The 11993-nt window shown below is 61.2% G+C and carries 13 protein-coding genes and 1 tRNA gene; 11 read left to right on the top strand and 3 right to left on the bottom strand.

Annotated elements, in window-relative coordinates:
* Nucleotides 1-244 precede the first annotated feature (244 nt).
* From ABD112_RS00390 to ABD112_RS00420, 7 genes are all read left to right on the top strand, one after another.
* The gene (locus ABD112_RS00390; protein WP_343922179.1) at nucleotides 245-1204 is read left to right on the top strand and encodes a CPBP family intramembrane glutamic endopeptidase; all 960 of its coding nucleotides are present in this window, start codon (nucleotides 245-247) and stop codon (nucleotides 1202-1204) included.
* A gap of 60 nt (nucleotides 1205-1264) precedes the next feature.
* Nucleotides 1265-2545, top strand: coding sequence for a phosphopyruvate hydratase (gene eno, locus ABD112_RS00395; RefSeq protein ID WP_343922180.1), 1281 nt, complete (start codon nucleotides 1265-1267; stop codon nucleotides 2543-2545).
* A 30-nt stretch (nucleotides 2546-2575) separates the two neighbouring features.
* The gene (locus ABD112_RS00400) at nucleotides 2576-3082 is read left to right on the top strand and encodes an FtsB family cell division protein (RefSeq protein WP_343922181.1); all 507 of its coding nucleotides are present in this window, start codon (nucleotides 2576-2578) and stop codon (nucleotides 3080-3082) included.
* Nucleotides 3079-3678 (top strand): DUF501 domain-containing protein, encoded by a 600-nt coding sequence (locus ABD112_RS00405; protein ID WP_343922182.1) that lies wholly within the window; start codon nucleotides 3079-3081, stop codon nucleotides 3676-3678. Before ABD112_RS00400 ends, ABD112_RS00405 begins: the two co-directional genes overlap by 4 nt.
* On the top strand, nucleotides 3675-4928 hold the full coding sequence (locus ABD112_RS00410; RefSeq protein WP_343922184.1) for a S8 family serine peptidase: 1254 nt from the start codon (nucleotides 3675-3677) through the stop codon (nucleotides 4926-4928). The genes ABD112_RS00405 and ABD112_RS00410 overlap by 4 nt, the downstream gene beginning before the upstream one ends.
* Nucleotides 4929-4968: 40 nt before the next feature.
* On the top strand, nucleotides 4969-6285 hold the full coding sequence (locus ABD112_RS00415) for an NAD(P)/FAD-dependent oxidoreductase (protein WP_343922186.1): 1317 nt from the start codon (nucleotides 4969-4971) through the stop codon (nucleotides 6283-6285).
* 33 nt (nucleotides 6286-6318) lie between these two features.
* Nucleotides 6319-6391: transfer RNA gene (locus ABD112_RS00420), tRNA-Leu, on the top strand.
* A 52-nt stretch (nucleotides 6392-6443) separates the two neighbouring features.
* On the opposite strand, the gene ABD112_RS00425 is transcribed toward ABD112_RS00420, so the two are convergent.
* Both ABD112_RS00425 and ABD112_RS00430 read right to left on the bottom strand, forming a co-directional pair.
* A complete protein-coding gene (locus ABD112_RS00425; protein ID WP_343922187.1) occupies nucleotides 6444-6866 on the bottom strand; it encodes an arsenate reductase ArsC in 423 nt (140 codons plus the stop codon).
* Between the two features lie 63 nt (nucleotides 6867-6929).
* The gene (locus tag ABD112_RS00430) at nucleotides 6930-7895 is read right to left on the bottom strand and encodes a metalloregulator ArsR/SmtB family transcription factor (RefSeq protein WP_343922189.1); all 966 of its coding nucleotides are present in this window, start codon (nucleotides 7893-7895) and stop codon (nucleotides 6930-6932) included.
* A gap of 66 nt (nucleotides 7896-7961) precedes the next feature.
* On the opposite strand from ABD112_RS00430, the gene ABD112_RS00435 reads away from it, so the two are divergent.
* Complete coding sequence (locus ABD112_RS00435; RefSeq protein WP_343922191.1) at nucleotides 7962-8648, top strand: aquaporin; 687 nt, start codon at nucleotides 7962-7964, stop codon at nucleotides 8646-8648.
* A 64-nt stretch (nucleotides 8649-8712) separates the two neighbouring features.
* On the top strand, nucleotides 8713-8958 hold the full coding sequence (locus ABD112_RS00440) for a PLDc N-terminal domain-containing protein (RefSeq protein ID WP_343922193.1): 246 nt from the start codon (nucleotides 8713-8715) through the stop codon (nucleotides 8956-8958).
* On the opposite strand, the gene ABD112_RS00445 is transcribed toward ABD112_RS00440, so the two are convergent.
* Nucleotides 8955-9257, bottom strand: a complete 303-nt coding sequence (locus ABD112_RS00445) for a putative quinol monooxygenase (protein WP_343922194.1) — start codon at nucleotides 9255-9257, stop codon at nucleotides 8955-8957. The genes ABD112_RS00440 and ABD112_RS00445 overlap by 4 nt on opposite strands.
* A 175-nt stretch (nucleotides 9258-9432) precedes the next feature.
* Here ABD112_RS00445 and ABD112_RS00450 point away from each other — a divergent pair, with 175 nt between their 5' ends.
* A complete protein-coding gene (locus ABD112_RS00450) occupies nucleotides 9433-10659 on the top strand; it encodes an amino acid deaminase/aldolase (RefSeq protein ID WP_343922196.1) in 1227 nt (408 codons plus the stop codon).
* Nucleotides 10656-11984 (top strand): D-arabinono-1,4-lactone oxidase, encoded by a 1329-nt coding sequence (locus ABD112_RS00455; protein WP_343922198.1) that lies wholly within the window; start codon nucleotides 10656-10658, stop codon nucleotides 11982-11984. Before ABD112_RS00450 ends, ABD112_RS00455 begins: the two co-directional genes overlap by 4 nt.
* Nucleotides 11985-11993: the final 9 nt, after the last annotated feature.

Genomic DNA, 11993 nt, shown 5'->3' on the forward strand with positions numbered 1-11993 from the left:
AATCTCGCCACGTCCCTTACCGGGGCGTGGTGAAAAACAACGCGTGGTGGCTGAATCGTGCTGCCGGCATCAACCTGAAACGGCTCCTGAACCTTGGCCTCACCCACCACAACAACGTAAGGAGGCGATAACGTGAAATACAGAGGTCAAAAACGGCCCTCACGACTCGCCGGGCCTCCCAAAAACCCCTAAATCAGCAGCGTCCTAGCAGGCAGCGGCACCTCAACTTCAGGGAGAAGCTGTGATGCGCAAGATTGCTCCGATCGCCACTTTTTTGAGCGTCAGTTTTGGGCTGTCGTGGCTAATCGCGTTGCCGTTGTGGTTTGGCGTCGGAGAGGGCCCCGCGAGCCCAATCTTTCTTGTTTTTGCACTAGCGATGATGTTCACTCCGGCAATCGCTGCTCTCGTTGTGGTGTTCTTTGTCGAGAAACACCCTGATGGCCTATCGCGTCGCCGCGCACTCGGATTGGGTTCGGTTCGACCTGTCGGGCGGTTTTTGCGGTATTTGGCTCTCGCACTTGTCGTGCCGCCAGCGCTCATTCTCGCGGCACTACTCGTGGGCGCGGCCGTCGGCGTCTATCCTGCTGACTTTGTGAACTTCTCTGGCTTTCAGGAGATGGTGGATGCCCAGCTCGCGGCCCTCGGGCAGGCACCACTTCCTGTGCCGATCGTGCTTCTCGTTGCAGCCCAGTTTGTGAATGTGCTGATCGGTTCGATCATCAACACCATCCCGGCGTTGGGCGAAGAACTTGGATGGCGTGGCTGGCTGCTGCCCAAACTTCTGCCGTTGGGCATCGTTCCCGCGATTCTGATTTCGGGTGTGATCTGGGGGCTGTGGCATGCACCCCTCATCCTGTTGGGTTACAACTACGTAGACGCGCCAGGTTGGCTGGCGCTCACCGCAATGGTCGGCATGACGATCGTGATCGGTGCGGTGTTCTCGTGGCTGCGCATCCGCTCGGCGTCAGTGTGGCCGGCAGCTCTCGCGCACGGTGCATTCAACGCCGCGGCGGGGTTCTCGCTTGTCTTTGTTATGGCTGGCGAAACATTCAGCCCACTCGAAGCAACAATTCTTGGTTGGACCGGGTGGCTGGTTCCGCTCGCGCTCGTCATTGTTTTGTTGGCAACGGGCCAGTTTCGCGCCCCAGCGCCGAGAGACTCCGCGTTGCCTGCGGAGTCGGCATCGATCGCTGGCGCGGAGTAGGCTTTCAACCGGACATCCACCACTAGTAGTCCAAACAATCTTTCTTGAAGGAGATCCCCCGTGGCTTTGATTGAAGCAGTTGGCGCCCGCGAAATTCTTGACTCTCGGGGCAACCCGACCGTTGAGGTTGAGGTTTTGCTCGACGACGGCGTGGTTTCGCGCGCCGCAGTTCCTTCGGGAGCATCCACCGGTGCGTTTGAGGCTTACGAGCTTCGCGATGGTGACAATGACCGTTACCTCGGCAAGGGCGTGCAGAAGGCTGTCGACGCAGTAATCGACGACCTCGGCCCCGCAATCGAGGGCCTCGACGCCTCCGACCAGCGTCTCGTTGATGCTGAGCTCATCGCTGTTGATGGTACCGAAAACAAGAAGAACCTGGGCGCCAACGCGATTCTCGGTGTTTCGCTTGCTGTTGCGAAGGCTGCTGCAGACTCCGCAGATCTTCCCCTCTTCCGCTACCTCGGCGGCCCCAACGCTCACGTACTGCCCGTACCGATGATGAACGTCATCAACGGTGGATCGCACGCCGACAGCAACGTCGACATCCAAGAATTCATGATTCTCCCGCACGGCGCAGATACCTTCAGCGAGGGCCTCCGTTGGGGCGTTGAGACGTACCACGTGCTCAAGGGACTCCTCAAGAGCAAGGGCCTCAGCACTGGCCTTGGCGACGAGGGTGGATTCGCCCCCGACCTCTCCAGCAACCGCGCAGCACTCGATCTGCTCATGGAAGCAATCGAGAAGGCCGGCTTCACGCCGGGCAAGGACATCGCTGTTGGCCTCGACGTTGCCGCAACCGAGTTCTATAAAGATGGTTCATACACCTTCGAGGGCACCTCGAAGTCGGCAGGTGAAATGAGCGCGTACTACGCCGAGCTCGTTTCGGCCTACCCGCTCGTCTCGATCGAAGACCCTCTTGACGAAGACGACTGGGAGGGCTGGGCTCAGCTCACCACTGAGATCGGTGCCAAGACTCAAATCGTCGGAGATGACCTCTTCGTCACGAACCCGAAGCGCCTCGCCAAGGGAATCGACGCCGGAACCGCAAACTCGATCCTCGTGAAGGTAAACCAGATTGGTTCACTCACCGAGACCCTCGACGCAGTTTCTCTCGCGCAGCGCAGCGGCTACACGGCAGTCATGTCGCACCGTTCAGGTGAGACCGAAGACACCACGATCGCTGACCTCGCAGTTGCACTAAACACCGGCCAGATCAAGACCGGTGCGCCGGCTCGCTCCGAGCGCGTAGCTAAGTACAACCAGCTGCTGCGCATCGAAGAAGAGCTCGGGGATGCCGCAGTTTACGCTGGCCGTTCCGCGTTCCCGCGGTTCGTCGGCTAGCGCCCATCAGCGTCGTCTAGCATCGAACGCATGGCTAGGCGAGTACGAGCAAAAAAGGTAGCGGTATCGCTGCCCGAGGAGAGCGCGCCCGAACACTGGTTGCGCACGATCCGCTTCTCGGGCTTCACCGTGCTCATGCTTGGTTTGCTCATACTCGCCGTCATCGTTCTTGCCCCCAATCTGCGCATTCTGATCGAACAACAGCAGACCATCGCCCAGTTGCAGACAGAAGTAGATGAGGCTCAAGAGTCTGTCGACGACCTCAACGAGAATGCTGCCCGCTGGAACGATCGCGCCTACATTGAGTCGCAGGCTCGCGACCGGCTCTACTACGTGTATCCGGGCGAAGTGAGCTACTTGGTGACCGGTGAAGCTGCCGACGTAACCACCAACGACGGGGTGCCAGTGAGCACGAGCATCCAGACCACCAAAATTGATTGGGTGCAGACCTTGGTGTCGTCCATCTACACTGCTGGTCTCACAGAAGACGCGCCTGACAAGCTGACCGCCCCCGTGATTGAAGGACCAACGCAATGACCACCCCACCGTTTGACACTGTCAGCGATGAAGATGTGCGCATTGTGTCGCTTCAACTTGGTCGACCAGCTCGCGACGTAATCGGCATTGCGGCACGCTGCGTTTGTGGTGCGCCAACCGTCGTCTCGACCAAACCGCGGTTGAGCGATGGAACGCCGTTTCCCACCATCTATTACCTCTGCCACCCGGCTGCTACGGCATCCGTGTCGACGCTAGAGGCCGAAGGGCACATGCCTGAACTGGCAGCAATGCTTGAGGGTGACATCGCCGAGCAGTATCAGGCAGCGCATGACGCCTACATTGCTGATCGGGATGGCATTGAAGTTGTCGCTGAGCTTGCTGGCGTTTCTGCTGGCGGCATGCCCACTCGCGTCAAGTGCTTGCACGCGCTCGTTGGCCACACGCTCGCTGCGGGCCCCGGAGTGAATCCCATTGGCGATATTGCGCTTGAGCGCGCCTCGTGGAGCCCTACCGTGTGCCAGTGTCCCGACTACTCGGATGCTGCGGCTGACGATGCTGGTGCTGGTGACGTTCCTGCGGCTGATGCTGCGGCCATTGACGAGTTTGCGAACCCCACAAAGGAGTCCGGCAAGTGAAGCGTTGGGCGGCTGGCGCTGTACTAATGGCGAGTTTGGCCTCGCTGTTGGTGGCGACGCCTGCCCACGCGGATGCGGTTCGCGATCAGGAGTATTGGCTCCAGGAGTACGGCATTGAGGCCGCCTGGCAGACCACGAAGGGTGCCGGTGTCACGATTGCGGTGATCGACACCGGTGTTGATGGGAGTGTCAAAGAACTCGTCGGCGCAGTGACGGGTGGAACAGATTTCTCAGGCAAAGGCTCGCCTGACGGGCAGACTCCGGTCGGCGACGACAATCCAGCGCACGGCACTCTTGTTGCCTCGTTGGCTGCAGGTCGCGGCACGGGCACGGGCGCTGGCGTGATTGGTGCTGCACCCGAGGCCAACATTTTGGCGATCTCGATCGGCTTCACTGGTGGTCCGATTAGTTCGGACGACCAGATTGCGCAGGCGGTTCGTTATGCCGTCGATCAGGGGGCGGATGTCATCAACCTGTCTCTCACTCGCGAAACCTTGGATTGGCCACTCAGCTGGGACAGCGCGTTCCTCTACGCCATGGACAACGATGTCGTTGTTGTTGCGGCTGCCGGCAACCGTGGCAGCGGAACCACCTCGGTGGGGGCACCGGCGACGATGCCGGGTGTCTTGACCGTTGCCGGTGTTGACGTGAACGGGGTGGCGAGTTTCAACGCCTCCACTCAAGGCATCACGATCGGTGTTTCGGCGCCGAGCGAAGACCTTGTGGGCGTTGCCCCTGGCGGTTCGCACGTGCTCTGGAATGGAACAAGTGGGGCAACCCCGATTGTGGCGGGAATTGTTGCGCTGGTGCGTGCCGCACATCCCGAACTTGATGCCGATAACGTCATCAACCGAATTGTGAAAACCGCACACGACACTGGTGCTCCGGGCACGGATGCGATTTACGGTTTCGGGCTGATCGATGCCGAAGATGCCGTGAACGCGTACGTGCCACAGGTGGAGGAGAACCCGATGGGCAGCCTCGCCGAGTGGATCACAATCTACCGTCGTGCCGAGTCGACTCCGGCGCCGCTTCCGAGCTCTAGCTCTACGCCCGCCCCGGCACCGGTAGTTGATGGTGTTCCGGATGCCGCGGGCCCCGTCAGTCCGCTCGGAACCCTGCTCCCAACAGTGAGCATGCTTCGCAATGTGGGTGTACCACTTGCTGTTTATGGTATTTTTCTAACTATTTTCGCTGTCTGGGGCCTTGCGGTCTGGCGTCGGTTTAGGAGTACGCGCGAGACAGAGTAGGTTTGGTGGCGAACTTGCCCCTTTTAGGAGACTCTAACTCGTGCCAAAAATCTTGATCGTCGGCGGCGGTTACGCCGGTTTTTACACTGCTCGTAAGCTCGAAAACTTGCTGCGTCGCGGCGAAGCAGAGGTAACTATGGTTGACCCGCTTCCCTACATGACTTACCAGCCCTTCTTGCCTGAGGTTACTGCAGGCACAGTCGAGCCTCGTCACGCGGTCGTTCCCCACCGTCGCCACTTGAAGACCACCAGGGTTGTCACGGCGAAGGTCACCGGAATCAACCACGCAACGAAGACGGCCACGATTCAGCCCGAAGTGGGTGACTCGTGGGAGATCGACTACGACCTCGTTGTCGTCACCGCTGGTGCTGTGTCGCGCACGTTCCCGATTCCGGGCGTCGCTGACGAAGCGATTGGCATGAAGACAATCGAAGAGGCTGTTGAGGTGCGTGACCGCATCCTCACCAACTTTGACAAGGCATCCAACTTGCCTGCTGGTGCTGAGCGCGACCGTCTGCTGACGTTTGTTGTTGTCGGTGGCGGCTTTGCTGGTATCGAGGCTTTTGGCGAAATGCGCAGCCTGGCGTCGTCGCTGCTGCCGCTCTACCCGAACCTCTCGTTCGAAGATACCCACTTCCACCTCATCGAGGCAATGGGTCGCATCATGCCCGAGGTTTCTTTGGAGACCAGCAAGTGGGTTATCAAGAACCTCGCAGACCGTGGCGCACAGATTCACCTCGACACCCAACTGAAGTCCGCTGTGGATGGCATGGTTGAGTTGTCGACCGGCGAAAGCTTTCAATCAGACACCATCGTGTGGACCGCTGGCGTTATGGCCAACCCGGTTGTACGCAGCACCGACCTCCCCATTGAAGAGCGTGGCCGGGTCCGCGTGCAGGCTGACCTCCGTGTCATCAACGACGACGGTGTCGTCGAGGGTGCTTGGGGTGCTGGCGATGTGTGTGCTGTTCCTGACCTCTCCGGTGGTGGCGTTGGCGGTTTCTGCGTTCCGAACGCTCAGCACGCTGTCCGCCAGGCCAAGCTCATGGCCACGAACATTGTGGCGTCGCTTCGTGGCGAAGGCACCAAGGACTACTTCCACAAGAACTTGGGTGCGGTTGCGGGTATCGGCCTGTACCAGGGCGTCTTCCAGTCGGGAAAGATCGCGGTCAAGGGCTTGCCCGCCTGGTTCATGCACCGCGGTTACCACGGCATGGCAATGCCGATGTTCGAGCGTAAAGCTCGCGTCTTCACTACCTGGATCACCAACTTCTTCTGGGGTCGCGACACCGTTTCGATCGAGGCACGCGTAGAACCGCGCCGCGCATTCGAAGAGTTCGCATCCCGCCCCAAGTAAGGTTTGTAGTGCCCCGCGCTGTGCGTGGGGCGTGCCCCGATAGCCCAATGGCAGAGGCAGATGACTTAAAATCATCACAGTCAGGGTTCGAGTCCCTGTCGGGGCACTGTGTTTGATCGCGCCGTCGTGCGCGTTTCCTTGTGCGCGTGCGGCCGTGCTTAGGCGGGCAGAATCTCCGCCAGCAGCTTCTGGATGCGCGCCTTGATGTCATCGCGGATGGGGCGCACGTCGTCGATGCCCTTGCCCCGGGGGTCGACGAGTTCCCAGTCTTCGTAGCGTTTGCCGGGGAAGATCGGGCAGACGTCGCCGCAACCCATCGTGATAACGACGTCCGAGGCCTGCACCTGGTCGGTGGTCATGAGCTGGGGGACTGCCTGCGAGATATCGATGCCCTCTTCGGCCATGGCCAAGATTGCGGTGGGGTTGATTTCGTTGCCGGGCTCGGAGCCGCCCGAGCGCACATCTACGGCACCATTCGAGAGGGCGGTCATGTAGCCGGCGGCCATTTGCGAGCGACCGGCGTTGTGGATGCAAACGAAAAGAACTACAGGCTTTTGGGATGCGACAGTCTCAGTGGTCATGACTAAAGCATAGATGAATATCTATGGGTTGCGCGAGGGGCGATGACGTCGGCCGAGATTAGTTCACTCAGCGTTCATCGACGGCAGCGAGTGCAACAGTTCGCGCACCCGACGATCGATGTTGTCGCGCACAGCACGCACACCATCCATCGACATCTCTGCCGGGTCGGGCAGCTCCCAATCGAGATAGCGACGGCCTGGATATATGGGGCAGGCGTCGCCGCAGCCCATCGTGATCACGACATCCGCACCCCGCACGACCTCGTCGGTCAGCGGCTTGGGGTATTCGCCATCAACTGAAACGCCGATCTCGTCGAGCACCGCCACAATTTTTGGGTTGATGGTTTCGGTCGGTTGCGATCCGGCAGTCAGTACCCGCACGCGGTCTCCGGCGAGAGCACGCAAAATCGCGGAGGCCAACTGCGAGCGACCCGCGTTCTGAACGCACACGAACAGCACGTCGATGGGAGAGAAGGATGCTGTGGCAATCGTCTCCGTCGCGGCATCCGCTCCGGCGAGCGAACCCAACCGATCGGCAGCAAACCGCGAGGTGTGTGATGACAAGTGGCGATCACGCGGAGCACCCTGGCGCAGTAGCTCGTAGCTGCTCGCGACGAACTCGGCGACAGTTTCGCGAGAGAAGATGCCCGTGAAGCGGAGAGCGAGATCATCGGTTATGCGTTCCAGTACCGCGGGGTCGACGGTCGTGGTGGCGGAATCCGCAGGGGATCGCTGAACGAAATCGAACACGTCAGCAAGTCGCGACGGCACGAGTGAGTACCAAACCTGGCGGCCCTCTTGAGAGCTCTGCAGGATCCCGTCGTTGGCCATAATGCGCACGTGATGGCTCACCGTCGGCTGGGTGAGGCCCAGTCGACCAGCGAGGTCGGTGACTCCGCGGCGACCATCCGGGGCATCCATCAGTAGTCGCAAAATCTGCACCCGGGTCGGGTCGGCGATCGCCCGCATGCTTTGCGCGATGCGCTCAGCGACGGCGCGTTCGGAGGCGCGGGATCCAGTCGCTGACATAGCAAGCAGTCTAAGTGCCCCCAGCTAATTCATAGACAGTTATCAATGTTTCGGTATGATCGCCCAATGACGCCGCCCCGCCACCTTGCCCTAACTCGCCGTTTGACCGCAGAATTCGTGGGCAGCGCCGGTCTTGCCGCCGTCGTGATCGGCTCTGGCATTGCAGCCCAACAACTCTCGCCCGGCGACATCGGCCTACAGCTTCTCGAGAACGCCCTCGCCACTGCGTTCGGTCTCGGCGTGCTCATCCTCGTCTTCGTGACCGTCAGCGGCGCCCACTTCAACCCCGTCGTCTCGATCGTTGATTCGCTCAGCGGGCTGCGGTCGTGGCGCGACACCGCCTTCTACATTCCCACTCAGATCTTCGGATGCATCGTCGGCGCCATTCTCGCGAACCTCATGTTTGCGCAGCCCGCCGTTACCTTCAGCACCACAGTGCGCCTCACACCGGGCCACTTTCTCAGCGAGGTTGTCGCAACCGCCGGACTCATCGTCGTGATCTTCGCCCTCGTGCGCACCGGCCGCGCAAACCTCGCGCCTATCGCTGTCGGCACCTACATCGGTGGCGCCTACTTCTTCACGAGCTCGACCAGTTTCGCGAACCCCGCCATCACCATTGGCCGGATGTTCAGCGACACGTTCGCAGGGATCACCCCCACCTCTGCTCCAGGCTTCATTGCCGCACAACTCATCGGCGCAGCGATCGGGTTCGCGCTCGTGCGGTGGCTATTTCCCGAGCGTCGCATCGCATAGTCGCCGCAGCGGGAGTACTCTCAGGGCAAAGCCAGTGTCAGGGTTTCGCCAAGGAGGAAACAACATGGTCGAATTCACAGGTTTAAACGTCGCTATTTTGCTGGGCATAATCGCGTTCTACGTCGTCACAATCTGGGCGATCATTGTCACCGTTCGCGACAGCACCGTTTTGCCACTGATGACAGCGCTCTGGGTTGCAGCCCTCATCCTGTTCCCCGGCTTTGGTCTACTGGCGTGGATTGTCTGGCGCATGCTGCGCAAAAGCAGCGGCCTTCCCGGTTTCACCCGCGCCACCCACCGCAAACATTAGTTGCGCAGCGGCGACCCAACAATCTCAAAACGGTCGCCGCCCATCTCCCCGCTCAGCAGTGGCATGGCTTCCTTGATCGCTGCCCGAACGCTCGCGAGTTGTAGCGAAGCTTGGTGAGCATCGGCCGAAACCCAGAGCTCAGAAACGAACACAGTGTCGGGATGCTCGTCGCTTATGCCAACCTCATAGCTGAGGCATCCGGCCCCATCCAGGTCTGTGCTGCGGCGCGTGAGAATCGCCACAACCTCATCGCGCTGGCCGGGCTTCACACCGAGGGTTCCTACGTTTGCAAAAGTCATGACTCCACTTAAGGGCACCGGTCTCTGCGGGTCAAGCGGCTGGCAACCGCGGGGCTCGTTGTGTTGCGCGTGTGGTTCTGGGAAAGTTGAGCGACCAAGGCGCTTTGCCGCACCCTCACCAGCAGCGCTTTACCGCCAAAACTCTCGCCCACCGCCGTGCACCCGAAGGAACTTTGTGAAGCTGCTCAGCACCCCCGCAACTCCCTGGCACACTCCCGAGCACTACTGGCAGCAACTCTCAGAGGCAACCGCCGCCCTCGACACCCCTTACGGTGTGCTGTCACTCGATGCGCTCTCCCACAACGCCGCCGATCTGGTGAGACGAGCATCCGGTCTCCCCATTCGCGTCGCCAGCAAGTCGATTCGCGTGCGCGAAGTGATGGATGCCGTGCTCGCCCTCGATGACTACCGCGGGGTTCTGGCATACACCCTTACGGAGGCGCTCTGGCTTGCCGAAACCATTGACGATGTGGTGGTCGGCTATCCCTCAGTGGATCGCGCCGCAATCGCCGCGCTCGGAACAAGCCCGGCGCTCGCCGAACGCGTCACCATCATGATCGATACGGTCGAGCACCTCGACTTCGTTGACTCGGTTCTTTCACCCCAACACCGGGAAACGATTCGGGTCTGCATCGATGTGGATGCGTCGTGGCACTCACCACTGCTCGGCCACGTTGGCGCACACCGCTCTCCGGTGCATTCGGCAGCCCAAGCGCGCACGCTCGCGAGCACGGTCGTTGATCGTGACGGCTTCACCCTCGTTGGTGTCATGGCCTACGAAGCGCAGATCGCGGGAGTCGGCAATCGTCCGCCGGGCAAGCCGCTCTACGGGCGCGTGCTCGATGCTGTGCAACGGTCGTCTGCACACGAGCTGCGCGAACGCCGCGGCGAAATCGTGGCCTCCATCCGGGAGGTCGCCGAGCTTGAATTCGTGAACGGTGGAGGCACTGGGTCGCTTGAATCCACCGCCGATGACCCCACCGTCACCGAAGTCGCGGCAGGCAGCGGGCTGTTCGGCCCGCACCTCTTCGACCAGTACAGCCACTTTGCTCCGGCCCCCGCAGCAGCATTCGCGCTCTCCGTCGACCGCAAATTCTTACCCCACATCGCAACGATTCACGGTGGCGGCTGGATCGCATCCGGTGATCCCAGTGCCGACCGGATGCCCCAGCCCACGTGGCCCGCCGGGCTCAAGTATCTTCCGCGCGAGGGCGCAGGAGAAGTGCAGTCACCGCTCACCGGCCCCGCAGCCGAAGCCCTGGAGGTCGGCGACCGCGTCTGGTTCCGCCACACCAAAGCGGGCGAACTCTCTGAGCACCTGAACGAATTCGCGGTGGTCGAAGACGGTCGCATCGGAGAAACGGTGCCGACGTACCGCGGCGAAGGAAAAGCTTTCCTGTGAGCGCACCCGCCCGAGCAACCATCCGCCCGGGCGCCGAGTGGCGCAACTGGGGTCGCTCACAACGCACGCGCCCCGAGTTCGTTTCCCGCCCCACGAGCGCCGATGAGGTCGCGGCGACAGTCAACTTTGCGCGCGATCACGGCCTCACGGTAAAGGCGCTGGGCGCCGGCCACAGCTTCACGTCAATTGCGGCTACGGAGGGCGTTCACCTCGACGTCGGTGCCCTCGATGGTGTGCTCGCGGTCAACGGCACCTTGGTCACGCTCGGTGCCGGTACCAACCTCTACCAACTGCCGGCCTTGCTTGAACCGCTCGGCCTGGCCCTCACCAACATGGGCGACATCGACCGCCAGACCATCGCTGGCGCAATCTCCACCGGAACTCACGGCACCGGCACACGCTTTGGCGGCATCGCCAGCCAAGTGCGGGGCGTCACCCTCGTCACTGCCGCAGGCGACGTGCTGCGCGTCGATGCCGACGAGAACCCAGAACTACTCCCGGCTGCCGCTCTCGGGCTCGGCGCGCTCGGCATCCTCATCGACGTCACCATCGAATGCGTGCCCACCTTCCTGCTGCACGCCGTCGAGCGGCCAGAACCCGCCGAAACCGTGCTGCATGAGTGGTTGCAGCGCAGTGCCGAAACGGACCACTTTGAGTTCTACGTGTGGCCGCACACCACCACGGCACTCACCAAGAGCAACACACGGTTGCCGGGCGATGCGCCGCAGCATCCACTCACCAAGTTTTCGAGCTGGTTCGACGACGAGTTCATGGCCAACGGCGTCTACCGCGCGATCGTCGCCGCGGGCAAAGCTGCACCGGCGGTCATCCCGCCCATTAACCGTCTCGCGGTGAAGCTCTCGGGCAATCGCGATTTCACCGATGTCTCTAGCAGGGTGTTCGTCACCGATCGCACCGTACGCTTTCGCGAGATGGAATACGCCATTCCCATCGAGGCAGTGCCGGATGCCGTACGCGCCATCCAGAAGCTGATCACTGACCGAAGGTGGAAAGTTTCCTTCCCGATCGAGGTGCGTTCGGCAGCCGCGGACTCATTGCTGCTGTCGACCGCGTCGGGGCGGGCCACCGGATATGTCGCTGTGCACCGTTATTGGCGCGAAGACCCCACCGAATATTTCCGAGAAGTTGAGGCGATTATGGTTGCACATGATGGTCGGCCTCACTGGGGAAAGCTGCACAACCGGCATGCCGATTCGCTCGCGGCGACGTATCCGGGTTTCAATGAGTTCTTAGCGATTCGTGATCGGCTCGATCCGGGTCGGGTGTTTGCGAACGACTATTTGCGTCAGGTGTTAGGGCAGTAGCTGCTCGGA

Origin of the sequence: Rhodoglobus aureus, from assembly GCF_039527955.1 — a bacterium.
In the GTDB taxonomy this organism is placed as follows: domain Bacteria; phylum Actinomycetota; class Actinomycetes; order Actinomycetales; family Microbacteriaceae; genus Rhodoglobus; species Rhodoglobus aureus.